Origin of the sequence: Nocardioides sambongensis (assembly GCF_006494815.1) — a bacterium.
Classification (GTDB): domain Bacteria; phylum Actinomycetota; class Actinomycetes; order Propionibacteriales; family Nocardioidaceae; genus Nocardioides; species Nocardioides sambongensis.
The window spans coordinates 1,674,051-1,698,277 of record NZ_CP041091.1 but is presented as its reverse complement, the minus strand read 5'-3'; the positions used below and the strand labels follow the sequence as shown (position 1 = coordinate 1,698,277).

Sequence of the window (24,227 nt, the reverse complement as noted above, 5' to 3'; positions counted from 1 at the left end):
GCCAGAACAGGGGCAGATGGACGAACGCGGACGTACGTGGTTGCCCGCGGCCTCTGGGGTCGCGCTGGTGATATCGGCAACCCGCCGCGTGGACGGCCTCCTCAGTTGTGACGATCTCATCCCGGACAGCCTGAGTTTGCTGAGATTGTGGTGGTCCGGGTCGAGCAGTCGCCGCGGCCGGCGGCACGGGTGCTGACCGTGTCAAGGCCGGTTCTGCGGTCGGCTGCCCACGTCGACGTCGTCCTGGCCTAAGTAGGTCAGTGATGTTGGCGTAGTCCCCGTCGACGAAGGTCTGGAGTCCTGGGGGCGGTTCGGTGCCCGGTAGGTGGGCAGCGAACCGCGCGTTTGGGCAGCCTGAGGTCGTCGACCTCGACCGAAGCATCCCTCCAGCTTCGAGACTTACACACTTGCTGAAGCCGATGGACCTGATGTCAGCCAGATCCGTCGCATTGTTGCGGACCGTCGGTGGGACTGGACGCTGTTTGCGCGTTCCGAGGACAACGAGCATAGGGACCTGTCATGCTCCGGCGACTCAGTAACTGGAAAGAGGGGGACGAGCTATGGCGACATGGCGAAGGATGGGTGGGCGGCGCAGGTGGGCCGGTTTGGCTGCGGTGGCGTTGGCCACGATGGCAGCCGCGAGTCTGAGCGTGGGGGGTGAGTCTGCGAAGGCAGCGCCAGCGGCTCCCGCTTCGCCGCCAGGTGCAGCCACGGGTCGGGTTGCGGAGTTGTCGACGGCGACCTCTGATGTGTTCACGCAATCGGATGGTTCCTATTAGTACGTCGGGTATGCCGCGCCGGTGAACTACCGGGATGCCGATGGTGTGTGGCAGCCGATCGACAACGATCTGATCGACGCGGCCGGGCAGGCCTTTGCTGTGGAGAATGCGGCGAACAGCTACACCGTCAAGCTCCCGGAAGACGCCTCCGCGGATCCGGTGAAGGTGGTTGACGGCGGCCATTCGGTGTCGTTCTCGATGGCCGGTCTGGAGGGTGACCCGTCGGTCGACGGTGCGATCGCCACCTACGAGGTCAGCGACGACGCCGAGGCCACCGCCGCCGAGGTGACGTATGAGGCCACCGGCCAGGGCGTCAAGGAGTCGATCATCCTCGACAAGGCACCCGCCGAGCCCGTGGTCTATGAGTTCGAACTCGAGATGAGTGCGGGGCTGAGCCCAGAACTTCGGGCGACCGGTGAGATCGAGATCCTCGACTCCAACAACCGGGTTGCTTTCACGATGCCGGCGCCGTTCATGACGGATGCAAACGAGGCCTTGTCGACCGCGGTCACCTACGATCTCGAGCAGAGCACCGGGCGCGGGTGGTCGTTGAGCGTCACCCCGGACCTCGCGTGGCTCCAGAGCACCGACCGCGCCTACCCGGTCGTCGTCGATCCGACGCTGAACACCAGCCCCACCAGCGACGCATGGATCAGGGAGGAGGAGCCCACCACGAACTCCTCGACCGGGGCCCACATGCGGGTCGGCGGCATCGCCGGCCGGCAACGACGAGCGCTGCTGAAGTTCGATGTCTCCAACCTGCCCGCTACGGCAACCGTAGACAGTGCGAGCCTTGACCTCTACGTCGATTCCACCCAGACCACCGGGTCCGGAAACCACGACTTCACCGCCCGTCGAGTGAGCGAGGCGTGGAACGACTCGGCCGTCACGTGGAACAAGAGGACCGCCTCGCAGACCTGGAGCACCCCGGGTGGCGTGTGGAACAGTTCGAGCCCGGTGGTGAACATGAACGGCGGCACCAGCGGCTACCGGTCCTTCGAGGTCGACGGCATCGTCAAGAGCTGGGTCAACAACGGGGTCGCGAACCACGGATTCCTCGTCAAGCAGAACGAGGCATCCGACCGCGTCATCTGGTTCCGATCCGTTGACAACGCCACCAATCAACCCCGCCTTAAGATCCAGTACTCGCTCCTGAGCAACTCTGACGCTCCTGTGATCGGTATCGAACCGTCCGCCGGTACCACGATCAACGACGTGGATTCAGTCCTGGCATCTGCATTATCTCCGGTTGACATTGTCACGCAAGTCCGCAATGGCGACGACTGGCTGACCATCGGGACCACCTGGAATCCAGGCGACGACCTGAGTTCCGTGGTGCAAGGGGTATTCGACAAGGTAGCGGCCGATCCTGACAACTCAACCGCCACCCTTGGCATGTTTCAGACTGGGCTGACCAACGGCGACTTGGCTGTCGTTGGACTTCAGTCCTCGGGCTCCGATGAGGATGTTCTTTTGCCGCTATCAGACGGTCCATCGGTTGATCTCGCGTCGGTCGCTGACGACAATGTGCTAAGCCCGAGCGACGACGGCCTGTCGACGCCTGCTGATCCAGACGACGCAAATCAAGGGAACCTTGAGGATCCAGACTATTCGGCTGCGCCCATCACGTTGGACGGAACGCTGGTTGGCGACACTGAGAGCGCTGATGCTGCATGCAATCCTAATGGGTGGTTCTCACCGCGCTCGCGTATGATTAAGGGCTACCTCTATTGGTCCACGCCAGATTACAGAAGTGGCTACATCGGACTTCGGTTGACCTGGACCAAGAAGCATCTGGCAAATCTGAAATGTCAGAGGTCCAACGTCACCTACGAGCATGACTTCAAGACCAACAACTACGACAACAAGCACATGTTCAAGAAAGGGGGCGCTGCGGACTGGGCTTCAAACTTGCCGAACGCATACCGGGACACAACCTTCGGCGATGGTGACGATGAACTGTACTATACGATCGGCACCAGTGACGCGCTCAAGTTAAAGGCGGGCAAGCTGTATCGTATCCGCATGTGGACAGATCCAGGAAACTCTGAAACAGACACGGCGGCGCTCTATGGGCAGCGCGGGCATCGCTCGCCTTCGATTTGTCACTCGACGTGGTGCATCTTCAGTGATGGCTCCTCCAACAAGATCGTGAAGGCGTGGAAGATTAGTTTGCCAAAGGGTGTGCCAGGCACGGTCGAAACCGGCGGATAGATTTGTCGCTCCCGCCCAAGCGCCGCAAAGGTTGCAGCTTTGCGGCGCTTGGCGGACCTTGCAAGCGCAGTAGCGACAGGTGGCTAACTCGAGTATGCGTGGGCGAAGGATTGCGAGGGCCACGTATTCAGCGAGGTCCAATCTGTCGGCCCTGGCGTGAGACCGACACGCGCCAGGGAGGCGTGAGTTCTTCCCAGGCGGCGCCTCAGTCGCTGAGTGCAGGTTCTGGTGGGCGTCGCGGCGTTGGTAGAGGCTCTGACCGACCGATACCTTCCCGAGAAGTCAGTCGTTGCGGTCGGTTAGCGGTGTGCCTTTGCTCGGATCAGGCGCGGGATCTGCCCATTGGTGCTGTCCCTCCATCGTGGAACTACGATTGCCGAACGCGACGGCCCAGCTCCTTTGGATGGGCCCGTGACTGGGACGGACTAAGTCCTGTTGTTGTGAGTCACCGGGAAAAGTGTTTGACGTGGGCCATTGAATCTTGTCAGGGCAGTTCGTGAGAAGTGACGAAGGATTAGTTCGAGTTCCGGTTGTCCGGTTCGGGTTGGGCTCAACTCCCTCCACGCGCCTGGTATTAAGTCAACACAATAGTCACCGGGAAGCCTAGGGTGGGTGGTATTGCGGCATTAATTGCGCAGGCGAAATTTGTGAAGAGTATCGCGTTCGCCTACGCCCGTGGCCACCTCAACGTAGCCCGGATGGTTGCGTGCGTTGGCCCTGATGCCGCCGGCTGCCGAGGTTTGAATGAGTATCTCCTCGATAACCACAGGTCCCGGAACGCCGTTCGATTCTTGCGCGAAGAACTCCCGTTTCGATGTCTCGCCGCTTCGGCTATGTTACTCGGCGGATGATATCTGACCTTCACGGGTTTGGAAGCGGGCCAACAACTGCCGCGATATTGGGCTCTCGCGAACGGCTTGGGACATAGTGACGCTCGGCGTGGAAACGGGCAGGTCGCTCCCGATTTGATTAATGTCATGTGAACCCGGCGGCCCTGAACGCCGCATGGGATAGCCGAACCCCTGTATATAAGGGATAGGTGTGGACCGCAGTTCTGTTACATGAGTTGCATTGAAGCTCAATAGGTGCGTCGCCGTCGGTGAGCGCTGTCTAGGAGGAAGAGGAGAATTCCGGCGGCCAGAACGGCGAGGGCAACTGTTGCAAGTGCTTCTGGCCAATGAATCGACACGGGAAACTCCCAAGGCGACAGCAGTTTGACCGGCTCATTTTCAGGAGGGTCTAGTGATCTCTGATCTTGGGTGAGCCAATGAAATGGCCAGCCAAACTGAATGAATTCCCCATCGCGAGATCTTGAGTCATGTCTCCCGAGCGTGAAAAGAGGAACAATGAGGAACAGGATAGCGAGTATTGCGCTAACGCGAGCGAGTCTTGCCACGCGGCGCCGACCGTTCCGTTGGAACAGTGTCTGCGCTTCACTGTCGAACCCGCTCAACGGGACCTCAGCTTCGCTCTTTGACTCGAAGCTGTCGTGCTATATCGAGATGTTGACAAAAAGCAGGTCATTTCTCTAAAGTTTCCGATCCGTATTTGGGCCTAGCGTGGGTAGATATTCTGCATTTGGTGCGTTCTGGGAGCGCTTACGAGAAGATCCCAGTGGAACCGATGGAGCAAGCATACTGCGGCTGGATCGCTGCCTTGGTTGGATCAGGCGAATGTCGACATGCGAGCTCCGGTGTCGAACAGTTCGAGTTCTGCGGGGTGGAGCTGGTGCTGTACGACGAAGGATCGGTGCTTGATCCGCCAGAGTCCCTGGCCCGTGCCGAGGGCCGGAAGCAGATCCTGCTCGGTACGGGTCAGCCCGAGGGCTGTCGCGGTGGTGCCGAGTTGGTCGGATTCTTGGCGGTAGACGATGCGGGTTTCGGCGTTGGCGAGTAGGGATGTGGCGAGGGCGCGCATGGCGGAGCCTTGGTCTCCGACGTTGTCGAGGTCGGTGAGCTTGTGGAAGATCAGCATGTTGGCGATGCCGTAGGTGCGGGCGAGGCGCCAGTGGGCGTCCATGCGTCGTAGTAGTGCGGGGTGGGACATGAGGCGCCAGGCTTCGTCGTACACGACCCATCGTTGGCCGCCGTTGGTGTCGAGAAGCGCGGACTCCATCCAGGCGGATGCGCACGTCATCAGCACGGAGATGAGGGTGGCGTTCTCGGTGACGCGGGAGAGGTCGAGGGAGATCATCGGCAGGGTGGGGTCGAACCGGACGGTGGAGGGTCCGTCGAAGAGGCCTGCGAGGTCGCCGGCGACGAGCCGTCGCAAAGCGTGGCCGACGAGCCTGCCGTCCTCGGCGAGGCGTTTGTCGGGGTCGTCGGCGGGGTCGGGTGTGAGGAGGCGGTCGACGACGAGGGGGAGGACTGGTATGTCGCTGGCGTGGACGACGCCGGCAAGTGCGATGTCGATGGCGGTGTGTTCGAGTGGAGTGAGTGGTCGGTCGAGGACGGTTTCGGTGAGTGCTCCGATGAGGTCGCGTCGTCGTGCGGTGACTTGGGCTGTCCATTGTGTGTCGTCGAGTCCGCTGGGTCGGTGGCCTTCGTCGAGTGGGTTGAGTCGTGCGGTGAGGCCGTGGCCCAGCGCGATGGCTTTGCCGCCGACGGCTTCGGCGACGGCGGTGTGTTCGCCTTTGGGGTCGCCGGGGACGTAGACGCGGCGGCCGAACGGGATGGAGCGGCTGTAGAGGCTCTTGGCGAGTGCGGACTTGCCGGAGCCGACGATGCCGGCGAGGACGACGTTGGGGGCGGTGATGGTGCCGCGGGTGTAGAGGACCCAGGGGTCGTAGACGAACGAGCTGCCTGAGTAGAGGTCTTGGCCGACGAAGACGCCGTCGCTGCCGAGTCCGCCTTCGGCGAGGAAGGGGTAGGCGCCGGCGAGGGTGGCTGAGGTGTCTTGGTGGCGGGGGAGCTGGAGTCGGCCGGGCGTGCGGAGAGCAGCCGGGCCGTGTTCGCCTGCGCGGGGGAGTAGTGGTGTGGCGCGGCGTTCGGCTTTGAGGAGGTCGGCTTTCGCCTTGGCCGTGGCGCGTTGGTCTGCCTGGTCGGCGCGCACCAATTGGCGTGCGGCGGCGCGTCGTGTCTTGCGGTCGCGTCTGCTTTCTCGCCCGGGTGAGACCAGGACGGTGGAGTGCAGGCGACTGTCTGGTCGGTTGCTCACAGCGACAGGTTCGGCGTGGGCGGTTCGCCGGCGGGTGTGCGGTAGGCGCTGAGGATCGGGTGGACGTCGTAGGTCACTCCTGCTTGGAGCTCGTGGGCGCGTTCGACGACTGCGGTGATCTGGTGTGTCATTTCGGCGGCGCGGTGGAGTTCCCACGCGACGCGGTACGACGCAGCCCGACCAGTTCGATCAGCCTGCAGATGCTGGCCGAGTCGACCGCCACGGTCCGTGACGGCTTTGTCAGTGGAGGGTTTGTCGGAGTCGTGGAGGGAGCCGAGTTGGTGGAGGGTCTGTTCGATCGAGGCCAGACCACGGCAGAGTTCGCCCAGGATCGGATAGACGTCGTCTGGCGCGTCGAATCTGCCGACGGCGGTAGCCAGGTTGCGTAGGGCATCTGCGGCGTCGTCGGCGTGGCCGACGGCATCGGTGTACGTGGGCATCGGAGTTCTCCTCGCCGGTGGGATGCCGGTGAGGTGCGCGGGATAGCCCGTGTTGCCGTCTTAGGCTTGGGGTATGGCGGATCTGACGGAGCCGTGCCCGAACTGCGGAACCATGTTGCGGTGGGAGACCTCCCACGAGCGGTGCGACGGGTGCGGCTGGATCCGACCGTGCTGCGAAGGTGCACCCTGCAACTGACGCCCCTCGCCCCTCGCTCTGTGCCGCCCGGCGAGAGCGGCCGAGGATGCCGTACCGCCGCCCCGGGTGCACCGGAACTCACGAACCACGCAACGCCGAGCACTAGCAGTGGTTTCATTGCCGGATGGCTCCAGCGTTGGTCGCGAAGCTCACGGCTCGCATGCTGTTGTTCGGTGTCGGAACTGTGGCGATGTCGTTCGGCGCGCTCGAGTTCGTGTGGTACGTGTTCATGGAGATGGACCCGCAGAACGACCGATCGTTCTGGCCCTATCTCTGGCTCGCGCTCGCTGGCTGGGTCGTTGTGCTCTCCGCATGTGTGCCGTGGCGCTGGCCGAGCTTCGACGGGGTGGCGGAGGACTTCTGGACCCCGACTGACAGCACCTGACAGTTCTTGTCAGAGCGCTGTGCGGACCTCGCCGACCCGAGGTGTCAGGTCGGCCGGCACAGCGGTAGCGCCGCCGTGGCGAATGCTTGTGCCTGCTGGCCCCACAGCCGTCGTGTCTCGCATGAGGCTTGGATCGCGGCTTGTTCGATGGCGGCCACGTTGCGTTCGAGTTCGTCGGGGTCTTTGGCGCTGACGGTGATCAGTCCGGTGACGCGGAGGAGGCCGTGGCCGGCGGTGAGGTCGGCTTCTTGCTGCAGCACGTCGTTGTACTCGGCCGATTGTTGGGCGTCTTCGATCTGTCCCATCCGTTGGCGTTGGGCGGCGTCGGAGATGTACTCGGTCTTCTTCCTCCGGATGTCTCGTGCGGCGTGGTCGGCTCGGAGCGGGGTGTAGAGCAGGGTGAAGGTTCGCCGGATCCCGGACGAGAGGAGGACGGGTGCGAGGAAGCCGGGGAAGACGGGCGAGCGTGGCCATTCGCTGATCCACAGGACGCAGTGGTGGGCCGAGTCGCTGCGCAGGCTGCCCCATTGTTCGTTGACGGCGACGGGCCCGGCGGTGGCGAGGTCGTGGCCGAGGTTGCCGTGGCGGTCGAGTGCTCCGGCGACGGCGGGGTCGTAGGCAGAGCGGAGCAGCAGGGCGAGTTCCCCGGACCCGAGCCAGTCGGTGGGGGCGAGGTCAGCGGACCTGAGTGCGGCCTCCAGTGTGGTCATCTCCTGGCGCAGTACGGCGGCAGCACCGCTGTTGCCACCGCCGGCGGCACGGATCGCCCGTCCGCCTGCCTTCATGTCGAGCGTGATGGAGATCGTGCTGGCGTGCCGCTCACCGGCGGGACCGGCACGTTCAACGAGCTCCCCGTACGTCGTGGATACCCACGACTTGTCCTGGATGCCGTGTTGGTCCCACCACTCGGCGAGTCCCTTCCCCGAGTCGGGCAGAGTGCGTTCGAGGACCTGGAACGATGCGATCCGTCCCGACCGGCACGCGGTGGCGAGCACGCGGCCCCAGCCGAGAACACGACGTTCCTGCTCGGCGGGGTCGAGCAGGATGAACGCGGGGTGGGCGACCGCGATGACCGCCGTCAACGTTGCCGCGTGCGGATCGTGCACCATCACCGCGTTTGTCTCAGGATCGAGCCACTGACGCAGCCGCGCGGCGTCCCCGGGCAGCGCCAGCGTCCCGGCAGGGCGCGGACGCAGGAGTCGCCGGCGATAGATGAGCTGTCCCGCCAACCAGCGGCGCACCCACCGACCCGCGACCGGAACCCACTCGACCAAAGTTCTGCCCGCGACCCGCAGCCAGACGAGCACCGCGCACACCGCGACAACCGGGAATGCCACGAGGAGCGCCGAGCCGCCGCCGACGTACAAGCCGACCACCAGCACACCGGCGGCGATCCCGACGACCACGAGCTGCGCACCAGACAGCCCGAGGATCACGCCCCTCCTTGCCAGCCGCGAGAACTTCACCGGCCGCAGCTCGTGCTCGCCCCGGTCAACAGCCGCCATGCGGGATCACCGTTCCCGCGAGCCAGTGCCGGTCAGCGTGGGATCGCTGGACTTGGGCAGCGGCATCTCCGGTGCCGACCTGCTGCCCTCCGGCGATCCGCTGGCACCGTCGGACTGTGCGGCGGCCGCGCCGGCGACGTACCCACCAACCTTGGGGCCAGCGGCAGCTGCCTTCCTTGCGACCATCGCAGCAGCCGCAGCCCCACCTGCCGCCGCAGCGGCCCCGACGCCCGCGCCGCCGGAGCCGGCGCCACCACTGCTGCTGGACGGCGCCGCCACACCCGGCGTCGAAGCGCCTCGACCGGACGTTCCACCGCCCTTCCCGCCGCTGCCACCGGCGAGTCCGTCGAGGACCTTGCTCGGCTGCGTGCGGCCACGGCCGTTGGGGATCGGCATCGGCCGGTTGAGGGCGCTCTTGGCCTCCTGCTCGGTCGACATGGCGTGGTACATGTCGAACCCCATGAAGCTGATCGCCTTGTAGGCGATGTACGGCGCGAAGCCGGCGATCAGCATCAGGACCACCCCGGCAAGCGGCTCACTGACCGACTTCAGATCCGCATCGATGGGGCGGAGACCTGGGCGGTGGCAAGCAGGAAGATCACCACGATCACGACCTTGGACAGGATCATCGCGAGCACGAACGATGCCCACCGGCTCACCCATGTCCGGGTGTGGTCCCAGCTCGCGCCGGCGAGCGCGATCGGAGCGAACACGATCGCGATCAGCAGCAGTGCCTTGCGCACCAGCAGGCTGATCCACACCAGGACCGCGGCGCCGATGGCGAGTCCGGCGATGAAGATCGTCACGATCGCGCCCGCGCCGGGTTGGGCGATGGTGAGCGCGGTGAGGCTGGCCGCGAGCAGAGCGATCCGGTCGCCCATCTCGTCCATGTTCGTGCCGGCGGCCTTCACGATCCCGATGCAGAGCTGGTCGGTGATCTCGAGTGCCGCGGCCAGCAGCGTGAGCGCCACGCACGAACCCAGGATCGACTTGGCAAGACCGAGCGCAGCACGGGTCAGGGCGGCGGGCTCGCGGCGGATCATGCCTCCGATGACCTGCAGGATGAAGAAGCCCAGCATGATGAGGACCGCGACGCCGAACAGGATGCTGTAGACCATTCGGAACTCCCCGCTGGCGACGTCGACGAACGTGGTGGAGTCGAACACCTGCCACACGCTGATGAACATCCACTCCGCAGCGTTGCCCATCGCCTCGGCCAGCCAGTCGAACGGCGCCTTCACCAGGCTGCCAGCCGCGTCGCCAGCCGAGCTGCACACCTTGGAGATGACCGGAAGGTCACACACGTCAGCCATGTCGATGCCCCGGTGGTCAGACGGCCTGGCCGACGTTCCAGAAGAAGTTCACCAACGCCACCGACGCGCCACACACGATCGCAGCGACCAACCCGGCGAGTACGCCGACCTTCCCCCGGCCCGCCAGGTGCGGGTTGGAGGAGTTCGCGCCCAACGCCCACACGATCGCCGAGATCACCAGAGCCAGGACCGCGAGGATCAGCCCGACCGTCATCGAAGCACCGACGATCGAACGCAACTGGCTGATCCCCGGCAACCCACTGCCGTTCGGCTTGATCTTGATGTCCAGCGGCAGAAGCCAGACGAAACGCGTGATCATGACGGACTCCTCGGCAGCGGGGCGGTCGTACGACATCCCTCAGGTACGACGACCCGCCCGGACGCGGGTCGTCAGAGAGAAGCGCCGAGGTCGAGCAGCCAGTTCGCCCAGATCAACGCTCCACCGAGCAGTACGACGCCGCCCAGCGCCACGATCAGACCCGTCTTCGCGCGAGCGGCCGTCTGCCAGCTGCCGTGGGCGGACGCTACCGCCCAGGTGCTGGCGCAGATGATGAGCATCAGTACCGCGATCAACAGCCCAAAGGTCAGCAGAGCGCCGACGATCTCGCGCAGCTCCGGAGAGCCGTAAACCGCGTCCAAGTTGGGACGGATATCGAGGCTGTCCACGACCGGTTCCATGCGAACGAGGTGCCTACGGCACCCCTGACTGGAGTTCACCGCGTGAAGTCACCCTGCCGGTATGTGGCAGGGACCCGAATACGTCAAAACAGATCCGCGTCTGGCGATGCCGCGCTACGTCAGCCTCAGAGCAGTGTCGGCGAACCAAGCTGAACCTGCGCACCGTCGCCTCTGGTCGCGTGCCCGGTCAACCACCGTCGGCTCTTTGGGACTATGTCCCGATTCTGCATGGGGGGATTCCGAACTGGAGCCAGTGCGGTCCACTATCAGCATGTCGGACTCCGCCGATGCTGAGTCGAAGCTACTGGAGTGTCGATGACCAACCGAGGCAACCCGCTATTGAATGGGCGCAACACGTGCCTCCTGCTACTCATCGCCGCTGCGTTGGTTCTCCCGTTAAGAAGCGCACAAGGCGCGCCCCGTGACGGCGTGGTCTCCGACGCTGCCCCTGGAGGGCAGACGGCTGCCCTGGTTCAGCACTTAACCACAGAAACTGTTAGTGCGTACGAGACTTCGGATGGCAGTTATCGACTGATATCGGACGGCACACGGGCAAACTACAACGACAGTGGTACCTGGAGGCCGATCGACAGCTCGTTTGTTCGGTCGGGAGAGAACGGTGTAGCGGTCGAGAATGCCGGAAACTCGTTCGACCTTGAACTCCCTGAAGATGGCGGCGAAGAGCCGGTAAGGATAGCCTCCGGCAGTTCGCAGGTTGAGTTTCAAATGGATGACCTTCTCGGTGCCCCTTCGGTCGACTACAACATCGCCACCTATGAAACTGCCCGAGATGCGCAGGCTGTATACGAAGTGACGCCAGACGGCCTCAAGGAGTCAATAACACTGCAGTCCGTTCCAAGTCGGGCTGCGTCTATCTGGTCCTTCTCCTTGGAGCTAAGTGACGACCTTCACCCAGAACTGACTGAAAATGGTGCCGTCGATATTCTCAGCGGGTCTGGTCAGTTGCGGTTCTCGATACCGCCGCCGTACATGGTCGACTCTGCATCACCCAGGCCAGGGACGAGTAGCGCCATCAAGTATGACCTCGATAGGACCGAGGATGGCTGGAGCCTGCGTGTTGTTCCCGAGTATTCATGGCTGGTCGATCCTGATCGCGTCTATCCGGTGTTGATTGATCCGTCTGTGACGTTACCGGCGCCATCCGCTGACAGCTGGATTGGGGAGAACAGCCCAACCGAAAACTTCGCCGGTGGCGACTATGTCCGGGTCGGTGGCGCAACTGGTCAGCAGAAGCGAGCGGTTCTTCGGTTCGCGCTCCCTGCCCTTCCGTCAGATGCGTGGGTCACGAATGCGACGTTGCAACTCTACTTGGACTCAGCTCACTCTGCGGGATCTGGTAGTGGGGAGTTCGTCGCTAGGCGTCTCACAGAGAACTGGACTCCGGCCGAAGTCAGCTGGAATCGGAGAGTTGCCGGCGCTACTGGATTGTGGTCGTCGCCGGGCGGGTCCTGGCAGACCTCTGGACAGGCGGGACTTAGCCTTTCGGGCAGCTCGTCTGGATATAAGACGTTCGACGTGACAGCCATTGCTGCAGAGTGGGTGCAGGGCGGCAAGGCAAATCATGGCGTTCTTGTTCGTAAGAAGACCGACGGCGTCAATCGAACTGTGCGTTTCTATACGTTGAATGCCTCCGTGGCGAAGCGTCCGGTACTCGACATCACGTTCGACGTGGGTGTGTCCGAGGATCCGTGTGCGTCCGATCCAGCCGGCCCGTCGTGCGCCGACGGCGTGTTGCTCAGTGAGAATGCCCAGATCGCATACGAGGACCTTCCGGTCGATGTGGTTGCGACGAGTTTCAGTGCCGATGGTTCAGTTGATATCGAGGAGACTATCGCTGACTTGGAGACCTTGTATGAGACGGACGCCAACTATCAGGACCTCAGTGCAGAGGACGTGCAGGGAGCCCTCTCGGCGGCCGAGCAGATGCTGCAAGATCCACCGCCCGCTTCGTTGCCAGAACTCGATCCTGCGGGTTCTGCCGACGAGGTTGCTGCGGCCTGGCGCTGCTCATATTCGACAAAAGTTAGCTGGATTCGAAAGAAGAGACTCGGATTCTGGCCCTATGCGGCCGATATTCACGTTTCCGCGGCGTCTTCCTGCTCAGGTGTTAGACTTGCGGCCTGCAGTGTGATTGCAGCTGTTGCCACGGGATCGCCGCCGTACATTACCGATTTTAGCTGGCGAGGCCCGTCGGGTGGATGCTTCAACGACACAAATTCTGCTTTCAGTCCAGTTCGTCCCACGGGCGGGTACTTCATGGTTCAACTACTGGGTCCAGGTAGGATTCATCTGGTCACGACCCGTCCGCGGTACTTCACGGTGAGCTGACACTTCATGTTTCGTCGTCGTAAGGCTCGCGCGGCTCAAGCGTCCAGATTGATTTCGGGCAATCTGGATGATGCCATCAGTACGCAGATGCACGTGGATTCCGATGGCTTGGTCGATGTCGAAGCCACCTTCGTGGCATTTCGCAAGGAATTCAGAAAACAGGTCCGATGGTTTCCGGGTCGCGGAAGGTTGCTGCGGGGCGTGCACGCGAATCTGGTCTTAATGAGGGCGCGGCAGTCGGGCCGCGACGTTGTCGAATCGGACTCGGGTGACGAAGTCTGAGGTGTCGTCAGCTCACGGAGAGGTGCAGGTGGTCCCAGTGGCCGCCGGTGACGTCGGCTGGGTTGTACCGCCCGCCGCCGTCGTAGCTGCGCCAGCCTTCGTCGGCTCGGGCGACCGACCAGATCTTTCCTTGCCAGATGAGGTAGGCGACGCCGAGTGTGCGGGCGTTGGTTTGGAGCCAGTTCGTGACGCGCCAGCCGAGGTCGAGGGCGGGGCCGGTGGCGCGGGTGCCGATGGGGTTGCCGAAGGTACCGTCGCAGGCCCGGCCGTGGGGGTGGTCGGAGACGGGGTTGTCGGAGCGCCAGCATGACCACTGCGAGGTCGGGAACTGACGTCGGGCCTGGCCGAGGACGTAGGCCATGCGGGCGGTGATCCGACCGCCGGTAGTGGGGTCGTCGACGAGGCGGTTGGGGTTGCCGCCGGGGAAAGGTAGTGCAGGGCGTGCGGGGGAGTCGGGGGCGCACTCTGCCGTGTCGCCAGATGACGCGGGTGGTCCTTCGGCGGCGTCGTGGTGGGCGAGCCAGGGCTCCGGATTGATGGTCGAACCGTTGGGGCCGCCGACCCGGATCTCGAAGTGGAGATGAGGGCCGGTGGCCTTGCCGTCTGCGCCGACGACGCCGATCCGTTGACCTGCGGTGATGGTCTGGCCTTTCCGTACGTCGATGCCGTCGGCGTACATGTGGGCGTAGCCAGAGACCAGCTGACGCCCGCCGATCCGGTGTTGGATCAGGATCAGGTGTGCGTAGCCGGAGGAGACGGCGCCGGCGAAGAGCACGGTGCCGTCGGCGATGGCGAGGATGGGTGTGCCGGCGGGCGCGGCGTAGTCGACGCCGGTGTGGACGGAGCGGTCGCCGGTGATCGGGTCGATCCGTGGGCCGTAGGTGGATGTCTTGTGCCAGGTGCCTTGGGGGAGTGGGAAGACGACGCGTGAGGTGGGCGGCAGGTTGGTGGCCCGTGGTGATGTGGATGTCAGCCGGTCGAGGATCGTGAGGGCGAGGGGCATCGTGTTCGTGTAGCGGTCGGGGTACGCCGAGACCTCGACTGCCTGCGCTGCCGCGCCCTTGGACATTGCTCGCCATCCGGGGATATCGAGGAGGCCGCGCGGAGAGCCGTGGTTCGGGCCGTTGGCTCCGCCGTAGAAGGCGCGTGCCTGGTAGGTCGGGTCCATCAGTTCCGGAACGGTGCCCCATCCGGCAGTGGGGCGCATCTGGAAGATGCCGAGCGAGTCGCTGTCGGCGCCGCTGCCGTCGTTGGGATAGCGCGTGGACTCGGGGTACGCCGTGGGGTTGGCGAGCATCCTGAGCCAGGACTCGGTCAGCCCGGCCATCAGCGCGACGGTGATGCCGTCGGAACCGACGCCGGCAGTCTGGCTGCCGATAGCGATGATGATGGCCGCGTGCCGTAGCTGTTGGCGGCCGAGCGTGACGCGGGTGCCGTCGGCGAGGCGGCCGGTGAACTGGTTGGGTACCGGGCCGATCGAGACATTGCCGACCGGAGTGGGGCAGGTGGCCTGCGCAGCGGGGTTGAGGAGCACCCCGATCCCGATCAGGACTGCCGCCGGCCCCAACAGCAGCCCGGTCAGGCTGAGCCCGACCACGACCTTGATCACCGCTCACTCCAGCGGCTCGTCGAGTCGAGACAGCCGCAGCAGGTGACACTCGGGATAGCTGGGTCCGCAGACGACGAAGACGGTGAAGGCCACCGAATGCTCACTGCTCACTGCTGCGCCCTCCCAGACGCCGCTGCGGTGGCGGATGCCCTGGATCGTGTAGGCGACGGTGCCCGGTGCCAGCCCGCTCGGGCCGGCCTCCTCGAGCGCCTGCGCCCATAGCGAGGGGACCTCGGAGGAGGTGATCTCGAGCCATTGCCGCGTCGCGTAGGCGCGCAGCATCGCCCACGCCTCGTCGGTCGGCAAGTACGCCGCCACGTCGGCCACCAGACCGGGTGCAGACTCACCGGTGGGGTCGGCCACCCCAACCAGCCGCCCCGCGTACCTCGCCGGGGGCACCTGCGAGGTGGTGTCCCACGAGAACAACGCTTCGGCCACGGAGCGCGCAAAGACTTCCGGGTCACTGGTCGAGTCCAACGGCGGAAGCTCATCAGCCGTCGCGTGCGGTGGCCCCTCCCCGTGGTTGTCGCCAACCTCCGGCGCGGACGCTGTCGGTTGACTGCCCACCTGGCCCGGCGGGTTCGACCCACCCCCGTGTGTGGGGGTGAGGAAGATCCACGCACCGATAGCCACCAGCAAGAGGAGTCCGCTGACCACGGCGATGACCAGGCGCCGGCGTACGAGCGACTCCGGGCGTTGCACGAGCATGACGATCTCTCAGCTCGCCGCGACGGTACTCGTCACCCGCGCCGACCGCGCGTCCGCGGCCGCACGGTGAAACGCAGCGGTCTCGTCGACAACGCGCTCGAACAGCGCCCACTGTTCGTCATCGAGCAGGACGCCGATCTCCTCGGCGTCGTACCTGGCAGACCATCCGTTCATGTCGGTCCAGGTGTGAACGAAACCCCGGACCGATCGCTTGCGCTGGGCCACCTCCTTGGAGACCTTGCGACGAGACCGCGGCTGTTTGACCCGTTCGAGCGCCTCCCGCGCGAGCCGGTCGAGCTCGGCCTCGTCCTCCTCCCGCTTCAACGCCATGACGTGTTCGTAGATCGGGGCGACGGGCTTGCCGGCATCGATCTCGTCCAGCCCGGCCTGGGCCACCTCTCGGATCTTGAGCGCCACGGCGGTGTCGCTGGCGAGGTCGGCGAGGTCGTTGATGCGCTCCAGCCGCTGATGGGAATCCACTCCGGTGACCGCCCGAGCCGCCTGGGAGCGTGTCTTCCCGGCCAGCGACGACGGTGGTGTTGACTCAACACCACCGTCACCTCTGCCGCTTTCAGTTTCACCTTCGGAGGTCGCATCGGTCCGGTCTTCGGTGTCCATGGAGCCTTTGAACTGGGTGGCTTCCTGGCGGCGCTGGCTGTCCTCCTTCATGGCCGCGTTGAGCTCTCGGAAGAGTCGAGCTGCTTCGAGCTCGGTCAGCGGCTTGTGCAGGGTGTTCTCGTCCTGCCACGCCAGCAGGCTGTGCAGCCGGTCGGAGAGCCCGGTGCGCACCCAGACCTTCACCGTCGTCCATCCGAGTTCGCGGATGGCTTCGAGGCGTCGTCGACCGCAGATGAGCGTGCCGTCGGGCGCGATGGTGATCGGCTGGAGGAGGCCCAGTCGCTCGATCGACGCCTTCAGCGGCTCGAGGTCTCCGATGTCGGTGCGGTGCACGACCCCGACAACGATCGAGGCCACCGCGCGTTGAAGCTCGATGTGACCCTTGTCAGGCATGGGAGCTCCGGGCCCGACCGGGGATGGCTCTGATGATCGCGAGCACGAGGTCGTCATCGCGCAGGAGCTCTGCCTGCCGCTCGTCGCACAGGATTCGCTGCAGTACGCCGTGCCCGACGCGGGTGTGAGCGAGGTGGGGCTCGGGGCTGCCGAGGACCACCCGCAGGAGCGCGGCCCATCCGCGGCGGTCGAGGTCGAGCTGTGCCAGCGCGTGGTAGTCGCGGCGGAGGTACTCGTGCGCAGTGGAGCGGCTGCCCGCCAGCACCAGGCGGGTGCAGATGTACTCCAGCGCGAAGCGAGCGGTCTGCGGGGGCCACCCGAGACGGACGAACAGAGCGACTGCGATGTCGATCGCCTGGAAGGCGTTGGTCGGCTCGTCTGCCGTGCTTGCAGGTGTGTCGTCGGGGTCGAGTTCGGCCTCGTCTTCGGCGGCAGGCAGCTGGAAGACGGGGTGGTAGTTGCACAGCAGGTCGTCGCGGTCGAAGATCCGTCGGGCGTCGTGGCAGTCGTGATGGACCAGGTGGCGCGCGGCCGCGGTGGAGCACACCAGTCCAGCGGCGCGTTCGTCCGCGATCAGCGTCACCTGCACCGCACGGGTGACCACGGCCCACGGGTCCTCGGCCCGTCGGACGGCCGGAGTGCGCAATACCTCGAACGCTGCATAGGCGGCGTCCTCGGCCTCCATGCCGTGGCGGTGCGCCAGGGCGCCGTACTTCTCCATTGCGAAGCACATCAGGTCGCGTGCCTCCCGGTCGTCGCGCCACGCGTCCGCGCCGTCGGCGTCGAGGCGCATTAGCAGCGCTCGGAGGCCTTCAGAGGTTCGGTAGTCGGTGCTCAACGTTCCAGACCTTCCTGTCGTGGGGTGGTATGACGACGCGCGATCGCGGCGCGGGCGATGTGTGAGGGAGCGCGGCGCACTCCACGGATGGCCGCCTCCTCGACGGCTGCGCCGCGTGCCACCGCCGGCGAGCCGACCGTGGTCGGCAACTCGCTCGGTCGGACCCATGCGATCGACCGCCCGCCCGGGGACGACTGGGTGGGCTGGGTGGGCAGGCCAGGTGAGAGATGCAATGACGGATCGCGGTGGCGCGCCAGACGATCGGAGTCGGCGTCGAGAGCGGTCGACTCAGCAGGGTCGGACGCTGGAGTCGCAGACCTGCGCTCGTAGTGGGCGTCGGTGTTCACAGCGTCACCGCCGTCGACTGAGGCGCGACGGTGCGACTCGTGGAACCTGGTTGGGCGATTCGGTACGCCGACCGAATCGTCGACTCGGTCTCGCGCTCGGGCAGCCCCGCAGACCGCGCGGCATCACCGAGGATCGAGCGGGTCGTGTCGAACCCGTGGCCCTCCTCCACCATCCGGCATGCCGCCCAGAACAACCCTCGGTTGCGTTCGCCCTCGGGACGTGAGGCGACGTAGTTCGCCAGACCCTCCGGACTACCCAACGCCCGGGTAGGCGCTCGCGGGGGAGCCGGTCGTGGCGGTTCGAGAAGATTCCGCAGACGTTGAGCGTCGAGCGGACGGGCCTCGTGGGTCGCGGTCGCGATCACCGCATAGGCGGTTCGGACGCCGTCGATACTCAGGCGCGACGGCGGGGCGACGACGTATCCACCGTCGCCTCGGAAGTCGACGTGAGCCGACGGCGCTTGCCACGACCTCTGCTCGCCGCCTCTGACAGCGTCACCCCGGGCGGAGCGGAGGTAGTACGCATGCATTCCGCCCGACGGAGTCCGAACCAGCCAGGCCCACCCATCAGAAATCCCCGCCGCACGAGCACGCTCGAACGCCGGATACCCACTTCCGGATCCATGAACATCGACATCCACCACATCCATTCCCGACAGCCGTCCCGTCGGGATGCCGATGTTCGCCTCGGGCGTACGACGCCACCACTCGGCTACCGTTCGTGCAGATGTGGTTGCGTCGTGGAATCCGCTCTTCGTAAGCGGCCGTTTGGCTCCAGGCGCACAAGGAAAGACCGGGAGATCGGCGGTTGCGTATCGCATGGCGGCCGTCGACAGATCTAGTCCGGCCGCCATCGTGGGCGTTCCCCATGTTGTATCCATGCCAGCCACGCTGGCGGGAGAACGTGTCTGAGATCGTTCCCCCTACCGTCTGGTAACTGAATGGCAAGCCGTGTCCTTGCAGGTCAGGCCCGTTCCCTAGTCCAGACCTTCTGGACGCGCTGGGTGTCTCGCTCACAGTGAGCCGGGTGGGCGTTCCTGCTGTCCGTCACTCCCTGGCAACGCCGTCCCCTCCGGTGGCAAGAGATTGGTGGGCGCGGTCGATTTGCCGTGAATCACGGAGAATGGTTGGCAGAGCCCAGTGGGCGACCGCGATGACAGACAGCACACGGAGGCTAGAGATGGATGTTCGCGATGTGATCTCACTTGGGTTGCTGGTTGTTGCATTGGCGGCGGCCGCGGCTAGCTGGACCTCGGCAATCGCAGCGAACCGATCGGCCAACGAGGCACGGCGCCAGCGGAACGAAGCCGCCGAAGACCGTCGAATCGAGCGAGGTCGCGGCCTGTCCATCGGGGTGACCTGGACCGTGCTTGGTGAGGAGGGGTTCGCGCAGCGGTACGTCGAGCCCGTTCTCGAATGCATCAACGCGAGCGCTGCCTCTGTATACCGAGACATCGAGGTGGTTCTGAGGGAGTTCCAGCCCGATCCGCTCAACTTGCTTACAGCCGAACGGACCTTCCGCGTACGGGAGTTGCTACCCATGGGCTCGCAGAGGTGGGCACTTGCTCCTCGTGGCACCGAAGTGATCTATACCCCAGACGACGTAGGGCGGTTGACGCCGGTCTGGGAGGCACGCTTCTCCGATGGACATGGCGAGCGCTGGACGTTGACATCGTCCGGTGAGTTGAGCGGTTGAACATCGACACGAAGCCATTCCGGGCATTGCGGCCACTAGGTAAATCGGGTGACCTTGGCCGGAGACTCCCATGCGTCAGGTCAGCTCCGCAGGACAGCACCCTTAGGGAGTGGGGGGTCTGCTCCTGGGTCGACGTCGATGAGGAGTTGAACCGGCCGAACGAGTTGCGCTGCGGTGGCTTCGCATCGATTCTCGCCACGCCTCAGGATGCGGAAGCAGCGCCTGGGTGTTCCAGCACGGCGCGAGTGCGTGAGGACGTCTCAACCGCGCCGAGTATGTCGTCAGCTCGGTTGAGGATGCGCTCCGCGACCACCCGGTCTGCGATGTCGACACGCCCGGACGCTCGGGCGACTTCGATCCGGTCGAGCTGGGCGACCTCGTCGTCCGGCGCGGCAAGGTGAGATACGTCCGTAGCGAACCGGGCGAGTTGGAGGTCGTTGGTGGCGAGGGCATGGGTGGTGACGATGTGGGCGACGTCGACGATGGCGCAGGTCATGATGTGGTCGAGGCGGTCTTCGTCGAGGAGCCAGCTCCATCCGGCGGGGCGGGTGGCGGTGAATGGTTCGCCGGAGACCAGGCGGAGGGCGGTGGCGAGGTCCTCGATCCCGGCTCCACCACGGGCCTGGCCGCGGGCGCGGAGGCGGCGGAAGATGTCGACGTCGGTGAGGACGCCTTCGAGCCGGTAGATCGCGCCGCCTGCAGCGCCGCGTCGTTGCTGTGATCGTGCACTTGGTAGGAACTGCGTACCGGTGGTGGGGTTGGTGCCGAGCCAGCGGCGGATCATGGCGAGGTCGGTGCGGGCGCGGTCCGGGCGGATGCCGAAGGCATCGCCGACTTGGCTGCTGGTGACGCCGTGCGGGTGGAGGGCGAGGTAGGCGAGGAGTTCGACGTAGTAGGGCTTGCGTCGTGCGACGGCTTTGGCGTCGCCGGTCCCGCGGGCGTTGACGGGGCCGAGGAGCATGAGCCGCGGCACTGGCTCGCCCGCGTCGAACCAGCGGGACACGGCTGCATCCAGAGTCGGGTCCTTTTCGAGGACTACTTTCTTGACCGCTGCGGGGACGACGGGAGCGAGCCTTTCGATGTCGTCGGAGGTGGTGGCTGCCTTTTGTACGTAGGCCTCGGTGGTGTCGGGCAGCAGTGATTCATCGCCCGGCGGTTCGTGGGTCCGTGGTTCGGTGACTTCGTTGCGTAGCGCGCCGGATTGGTCGGTGAGTCTGCCGCTGTCGTTGGTGTCGACGGGGATGGGTGCGTCGTCGACATCGCGCGTGAGGTCGACGATGGCGGCGCATGCGGCGGCTTCGTCAGCGCTCAGTCCGGCCGCGGTGAAGGTGAGGTCGAGCCGGGGGAGTGAGGCTCGTCCTTCGCTGTCGACCGTCAGCTGTACGTCGTCCACGAGCGGCACACGTCCGATGGCCATCACCGCGGTTGCGGGGCGACCGTCGCGGTTGCTGACGATCTTGGCGATGCGTCGTACGCGGTCGGGGTCGTTGTGGGAAGTGGTGGCGACGAGGGCGCGGAAGCGGTCGGGTTCGATGTCGGTCGCCTCGGACTCGAGCTCTGCGGTGAGTTGTTCGAGGAAGTGTGCGTCCTCGGCTTCGTGGGTGTGGAGGCGTAGCGGGTCGATGGTGGCGAGTTCGGTGCCCAGGCCGAGTGTGTCGATCTCCACGAGGGTCGCCCAGGGGTTGAGGGACAGTTCGGCGGCGATGTGGCGTCCGAGGTCGAGGCAGCGCGACGGCTGGCCGGTGAGGGAGGTGCAGCGCAGTTCCTCGAGGTTCACCAACACCAGCCGACCTTCTGCGGCGCCGACGCTGACGAGCAGTGGATACGGCGGGTCTGTGCCGTCGGCGCGCGTGAAGTCCGCGGTGAGCGGCACCTTCCAGGACCGTCCGGCCCCAGTCCAGGGTGGTGGCAGGGCCTGTTCCTGGGCGAGGGACAGCGAGATCAGGTCGTCGTCGAGGAACGCGATCTCGACCCGTGGGGCAGGACCTGCGGCTGCGAGATCGCGCAGCGCGCGGTCGAGGACGTCGACCTTCGGTGCGCTGACGCTTCCGGTGACCTGGGCCGTCTTCTCCGCTGGTCTGAGTTCGTCGGGCGGCGGGGCGACGATGCGGCCGGGGCGTCGGTAGCGGAGTTGGGTACGGCGGTGCTGGCGCAAGACGAGGAGGAGCGAGCCGGCGAGGACGGCGCCGGTGCCGGTGAGGCCTGGCAACACCCAGCCCGGTACGACGTCGGAAGTGGCCTCCGACGACGACGGCGGCGATGTCGGCGCATCGGCAGGATGAGCGCCAGGAGCAGGGGGCGGGGCTGGAGTTCGGGTGGCGTCGCCGCGGCCTGGCCGGGGAGGCACGTTCTGTGTGGCTGATCCGCCATCAGGCTCCGTCGTCGATGGTGGCCCGTGGTGCGGGATGGTGAGGTTCCATCCAGGTCTGATCAGGTCCGGATCACGGAGTCGTGCGCCGTCCGGTTGCACGGTGTCGTCGGAGGCCTCCACGATCCGCGGGTAGGCAGCCGCGTCTCCGATGCGCTCTTCGGCGATCTCGGAGAGGGTGTCGCCCTGCTGCACCACGTAGGTGCTGCCGTCTGGCTGCTCGGCGGCGGGGAGCCGGAGGACGGTGCCCGGTGTGATGAAGTCGGGTTCGCCGTTGAGGAGCTGGCCATTGAGGGCGACGATCTCGTCGTATCTGCGGCCGTTGCCGAGGTGCTGTTCGGCGATGCGCCACAGGCTGTCGCCGCGCTTGACGACGTAGGTCTGGGTGGGTCGGGTGGGTCGGGTGGGTCGGGTGTCGGGCGCAGCGCTCGGGGCAACCTCCGCGGTGGACGGCTTCGACACAGGCACGGGGGCCTTGGTCGGTGCGGCAGCCGGGGCGGCAGTTGCTGCGGAAGTGGTGAGGTCGGTCGGGGGCACTGACGCTCGGTTCGCAATGGGCGCGGGGAGCGATATGAACAGCAGCGCGGAGAGCGTGATGAGGCGTCCGGCGGTGAGTTGCGGGAGCAGGAGACCTGGGATGCGACGGACCGATGTCCCGTTGATGCGGGCACCCAGGTCGAGGACGACGCAAGCAGCGATCACCGCCCACGCGCACCATGCCACGATCCCGAGCACCACCACGGCGAGGCTGCCGTCGTCGGGGCCGCTCAGAGTCTCGACGGTGAAGTCGTCACTAGCGGGCACCGCGCCGAGACGCCACAGCGTGACGGGCGGCCCGATCAGGATCAGGGCGAGGGTGACGACGGCGGCGAGGCCGATGGTGCGTTGCCGGATTGTCCTCATTGTTCGGACCCTCCAAGGGTGCGAACCAGACGTGCAGAGGCGGTCGCGCCGACCTCGAGGCGACGGACGCCGATGATCGGGAGGAACTGCGTGTCGTAGGTGTCGCGGACGGTGACCGTGATGGTGTCGCCGGCGGTGATGGTGACGGTGCCGCTCACGCCGGCGGCGCGGAGGTACTCCTGAGCGGCGGACCGTGCCGATCCGGCGTCGATCCTCACGTATCGACCTTGGACCGCTGGTGCTGCCTGCACCTGCTCGCCGCCGGCGCGGGCGGCCTGGGCGGCGACGTCGTGGACTCGCTGGCGGGTGTGGACCTGTCCGCCGAGATCAACGGCCAGGCCGACGAGCACGATCATCGCGACCGTGGCGGTCGCTACCCACACGCTCACCGAGCCGCGCTCGTCGTCGCGGTTCACGACCGTTCCCGCCAGGTGTCGATGGGGCTGGATATCGATGCGGTCAGCACCCGGCTGCCGGGCACCCCGGGGACCGCGAGGTCGGAGAGGTCGAGGCGGCAGGAGACGGTGACGTCGAACGTCGCGTCGGTGCCGACCGGGGTGCGGAACCCGGACAGGTCGGAGGTGACGTGAACGGTGACGCAGGGGATGTCTTGCTTCGCGATGCTCGTGCGGGCGGCCGCCTCCGCCGCTCTGGCGGCTTCAGGGGCGGATCGTTCGATGGAGCCCGAGCGTGCGGCATTGCTCGCGGCGGTTTCGAGGGACTGATGGGTGATGGCGGTGCGTCCGCCGTACACGATCAGACCGACCAGCAGGAGGAAGGCCGGTACGACGAGCGCCGCCTCGACTGCCGCGGAGCCCCGCGCGGGACGTGTTCCGATACGGCTCACGGCGCGGTGACCTGTTCGATCGGCGCGCTGGCGCTCTGCCGGATCAGGGGGTTCCAGCCGGGGATCACGCTGAGGCTTCTCCCGGTGACGGTCACGGTGACGGTCGTGGGTGTGCGTGAGGCGGATGCTGAGGAGTGGGGCAGTACGTCGTTCCCGCCGGCTTCGGCGATGAAGGACTTCGCGTCGCGCACGCCGTTCGTGGCGGTTCCGTGCTCGGCTGCCGCCGCGCGGGCACCTTCTTGGGCCGCCGCGATGGCGACGGTGCGGGCGTGGTGGTAGAGCGCGGCCTGCATGCCCAGGAAAAGGATGCCGAACAGTGCCGGGAGCAGGATGACGAGCTGGATCGACGCGGAGCCGCGCTCGTACCGCCTACTCCAGCGCCCCGGCCTGAGCTTTGACATAGGCCCGGACGGCTGCGATCACGATCCCGGCGATGGCCAGGACAGCGACTGCCCACAGGACGTGTTCGGTGGTGACCGATCCGCGTTGACTGGCGGCTCGGGCGGCTCGGGCGGTTCGTCGGCCGCGTGACTCGAGCGCGAGTCTTGCCGCCAGCAGGACGGCGAAGAGGCGGGTCATGTGCGTTCCTTTCGGCTGGGGCTC

The 24,227-nt window shown here is 65.8% G+C and carries 22 protein-coding genes; 5 read left to right on the top strand and 17 right to left on the bottom strand.

Annotated features, from left to right (window positions below):
* The first annotated feature begins 800 nt into the window (after positions 1-800).
* Positions 801-2,993: a DNRLRE domain-containing protein gene (locus FIV43_RS07930; RefSeq protein ID WP_141013684.1), complete on the top strand. Its 2,193-nt coding sequence runs from the start codon at positions 801-803 to the stop codon at positions 2,991-2,993.
* 1,665 nt (positions 2,994-4,658) lie between these two features.
* Here FIV43_RS07930 and FIV43_RS07925 read toward each other — a convergent pair.
* Positions 4,659-6,149: an ATP-binding protein gene (locus FIV43_RS07925; protein ID WP_141013683.1), complete on the bottom strand. Its 1,491-nt coding sequence runs from the start codon at positions 6,147-6,149 to the stop codon at positions 4,659-4,661.
* Entirely contained in the window at positions 6,146-6,589 is a 444-nt protein-coding gene (locus tag FIV43_RS07920) for a hypothetical protein (protein ID WP_141013682.1), read from the bottom strand. Before FIV43_RS07920 ends, FIV43_RS07925 begins: the two co-directional genes overlap by 4 nt.
* A 320-nt stretch (positions 6,590-6,909) precedes the next feature.
* Here FIV43_RS07920 and FIV43_RS07915 point away from each other — a divergent pair, with 320 nt between their 5' ends.
* Positions 6,910-7,170, top strand: a complete 261-nt coding sequence (locus tag FIV43_RS07915) for a hypothetical protein (protein ID WP_141013681.1) — start codon at positions 6,910-6,912, stop codon at positions 7,168-7,170.
* A gap of 44 nt (positions 7,171-7,214) precedes the next feature.
* Here FIV43_RS07915 and FIV43_RS07910 read toward each other — a convergent pair whose 3' ends face one another.
* The 5 genes from FIV43_RS07910 to FIV43_RS07895 all read right to left on the bottom strand — a co-directional run bounded on the left by FIV43_RS07910 (position 7,215) and on the right by FIV43_RS07895 (position 10,654).
* Positions 7,215-8,675, bottom strand: coding sequence for an SCO6880 family protein (locus FIV43_RS07910; RefSeq protein ID WP_141013680.1), 1,461 nt, complete (start codon positions 8,673-8,675; stop codon positions 7,215-7,217).
* Between the two features lie 6 nt (positions 8,676-8,681).
* A complete protein-coding gene (locus tag FIV43_RS22170; RefSeq protein ID WP_231123828.1) occupies positions 8,682-9,188 on the bottom strand; it encodes a hypothetical protein in 507 nt (168 codons plus the stop codon).
* 35 nt (positions 9,189-9,223) lie between these two features.
* Positions 9,224-9,988 (bottom strand): hypothetical protein, encoded by a 765-nt coding sequence (locus tag FIV43_RS22165; protein ID WP_231123827.1) that lies wholly within the window; start codon positions 9,986-9,988, stop codon positions 9,224-9,226.
* Between the two features lie 16 nt (positions 9,989-10,004).
* Entirely contained in the window at positions 10,005-10,307 is a 303-nt protein-coding gene (locus FIV43_RS07900) for a DUF6112 family protein (RefSeq protein WP_141013679.1), read from the bottom strand.
* Between the two features lie 71 nt (positions 10,308-10,378).
* Entirely contained in the window at positions 10,379-10,654 is a 276-nt protein-coding gene (locus FIV43_RS07895) for a DUF6112 family protein (RefSeq protein ID WP_231123826.1), read from the bottom strand.
* Between the two features lie 327 nt (positions 10,655-10,981).
* Here FIV43_RS07895 and FIV43_RS07890 point away from each other — a divergent pair, with 327 nt between their 5' ends.
* Together FIV43_RS07890 and FIV43_RS07885 are read left to right on the top strand one after the other, a co-directional pair.
* A complete protein-coding gene (locus FIV43_RS07890) occupies positions 10,982-13,015 on the top strand; it encodes a DNRLRE domain-containing protein (RefSeq protein ID WP_141013677.1) in 2,034 nt (677 codons plus the stop codon).
* 6 nt (positions 13,016-13,021) lie between these two features.
* The gene (locus FIV43_RS07885; protein ID WP_141013676.1) at positions 13,022-13,297 is read left to right on the top strand and encodes a hypothetical protein; all 276 of its coding nucleotides are present in this window, start codon (positions 13,022-13,024) and stop codon (positions 13,295-13,297) included.
* Positions 13,298-13,304: 7 nt separating this feature from the next.
* On the opposite strand, the gene FIV43_RS07880 is transcribed toward FIV43_RS07885, so the two are convergent.
* The 5 genes from FIV43_RS07880 to FIV43_RS07860 all read right to left on the bottom strand — a co-directional run bounded on the left by FIV43_RS07880 (position 13,305) and on the right by FIV43_RS07860 (position 18,631).
* Positions 13,305-14,906 carry a M23 family metallopeptidase gene (locus FIV43_RS07880; RefSeq protein ID WP_141013675.1) on the bottom strand — a complete coding sequence of 534 codons (1,602 nt, stop codon included), beginning with the start codon at positions 14,904-14,906 and terminating at the stop codon, positions 13,305-13,307.
* A 3-nt stretch (positions 14,907-14,909) separates the two neighbouring features.
* Positions 14,910-15,269 carry a hypothetical protein gene (locus FIV43_RS07875; protein ID WP_141012954.1) on the bottom strand — a complete coding sequence of 120 codons (360 nt, stop codon included), beginning with the start codon at positions 15,267-15,269 and terminating at the stop codon, positions 14,910-14,912.
* 354 nt (positions 15,270-15,623) lie between these two features.
* Positions 15,624-16,565 carry a ParB N-terminal domain-containing protein gene (locus FIV43_RS07870; protein WP_231123825.1) on the bottom strand — a complete coding sequence of 314 codons (942 nt, stop codon included), beginning with the start codon at positions 16,563-16,565 and terminating at the stop codon, positions 15,624-15,626.
* 52 nt (positions 16,566-16,617) lie between these two features.
* Positions 16,618-17,463 (bottom strand): serine/arginine repetitive matrix protein 2, encoded by an 846-nt coding sequence (locus tag FIV43_RS07865; RefSeq protein WP_141012956.1) that lies wholly within the window; start codon positions 17,461-17,463, stop codon positions 16,618-16,620.
* Positions 17,464-17,806: 343 nt separating this feature from the next.
* A complete protein-coding gene (locus FIV43_RS07860) occupies positions 17,807-18,631 on the bottom strand; it encodes a bifunctional DNA primase/polymerase (protein ID WP_231123824.1) in 825 nt (274 codons plus the stop codon).
* 359 nt (positions 18,632-18,990) lie between these two features.
* On the opposite strand from FIV43_RS07860, the gene FIV43_RS07855 reads away from it, so the two are divergent.
* Positions 18,991-19,506: a hypothetical protein gene (locus tag FIV43_RS07855; RefSeq protein WP_141013674.1), complete on the top strand. Its 516-nt coding sequence runs from the start codon at positions 18,991-18,993 to the stop codon at positions 19,504-19,506.
* Positions 19,507-19,708: 202 nt separating this feature from the next.
* On the opposite strand, the gene FIV43_RS07850 is transcribed toward FIV43_RS07855, so the two are convergent.
* The 5 genes from FIV43_RS07850 to FIV43_RS07830 form a co-directional block, all read right to left on the bottom strand.
* Positions 19,709-22,612, bottom strand: coding sequence for a LysM peptidoglycan-binding domain-containing protein (locus tag FIV43_RS07850; RefSeq protein ID WP_181407716.1), 2,904 nt, complete (start codon positions 22,610-22,612; stop codon positions 19,709-19,711).
* 161 nt (positions 22,613-22,773) lie between these two features.
* The gene (locus tag FIV43_RS07845; protein WP_231123823.1) at positions 22,774-23,193 is read right to left on the bottom strand and encodes a TadE/TadG family type IV pilus assembly protein; all 420 of its coding nucleotides are present in this window, start codon (positions 23,191-23,193) and stop codon (positions 22,774-22,776) included.
* Positions 23,190-23,624, bottom strand: a complete 435-nt coding sequence (locus FIV43_RS07840; RefSeq protein WP_231123822.1) for a TadE family protein — start codon at positions 23,622-23,624, stop codon at positions 23,190-23,192. Before FIV43_RS07840 ends, FIV43_RS07845 begins: the two co-directional genes overlap by 4 nt.
* Positions 23,621-24,025, bottom strand: a complete 405-nt coding sequence (locus FIV43_RS07835; RefSeq protein WP_141013672.1) for a TadE/TadG family type IV pilus assembly protein — start codon at positions 24,023-24,025, stop codon at positions 23,621-23,623. The genes FIV43_RS07840 and FIV43_RS07835 overlap by 4 nt, the downstream gene beginning before the upstream one ends.
* Complete coding sequence (locus FIV43_RS07830) at positions 23,994-24,203, bottom strand: hypothetical protein (protein WP_141013671.1); 210 nt, start codon at positions 24,201-24,203, stop codon at positions 23,994-23,996. Before FIV43_RS07830 ends, FIV43_RS07835 begins: the two co-directional genes overlap by 32 nt.
* Positions 24,204-24,227 lie beyond the last annotated feature (24 nt).

Excerpts from the sequence above, each read along its gene's own strand:
- FIV43_RS07855 (WP_141013674.1), top strand. The coding sequence starts at position 18,991 with ATGGATGTTCGCGATGTGATCTCACTTGGGTTGCTGGTTGTTGCATTG.
- FIV43_RS07910 (WP_141013680.1), bottom strand. The coding sequence starts at position 8,675 with ATGGCGGCTGTTGACCGGGGCGAGCACGAGCTGCGGCCGGTGAAGTTC.
- FIV43_RS07915 (WP_141013681.1), top strand. The coding sequence starts at position 6,910 with ATGGCTCCAGCGTTGGTCGCGAAGCTCACGGCTCGCATGCTGTTGTTC.
- FIV43_RS07835 (WP_141013672.1), bottom strand. The coding sequence starts at position 24,025 with ATGTCAAAGCTCAGGCCGGGGCGCTGGAGTAGGCGGTACGAGCGCGGC.
- FIV43_RS22165 (WP_231123827.1), bottom strand. The coding sequence starts at position 9,988 with ATGGCTGACGTGTGTGACCTTCCGGTCATCTCCAAGGTGTGCAGCTCG.
- FIV43_RS07860 (WP_231123824.1), bottom strand. The coding sequence starts at position 18,631 with ATGCGATACGCAACCGCCGATCTCCCGGTCTTTCCTTGTGCGCCTGGA.
- FIV43_RS07885 (WP_141013676.1), top strand. The coding sequence starts at position 13,022 with ATGTTTCGTCGTCGTAAGGCTCGCGCGGCTCAAGCGTCCAGATTGATT.
- FIV43_RS07890 (WP_141013677.1), top strand. The coding sequence starts at position 10,982 with ATGACCAACCGAGGCAACCCGCTATTGAATGGGCGCAACACGTGCCTC.
- FIV43_RS07900 (WP_141013679.1), bottom strand. The coding sequence starts at position 10,307 with ATGATCACGCGTTTCGTCTGGCTTCTGCCGCTGGACATCAAGATCAAG.
- FIV43_RS07920 (WP_141013682.1), bottom strand. The coding sequence starts at position 6,589 with ATGCCCACGTACACCGATGCCGTCGGCCACGCCGACGACGCCGCAGAT.
- FIV43_RS22170 (WP_231123828.1), bottom strand. The coding sequence starts at position 9,188 with ATGCTGATCGCCGGCTTCGCGCCGTACATCGCCTACAAGGCGATCAGC.
- FIV43_RS07830 (WP_141013671.1), bottom strand. The coding sequence starts at position 24,203 with ATGACCCGCCTCTTCGCCGTCCTGCTGGCGGCAAGACTCGCGCTCGAG.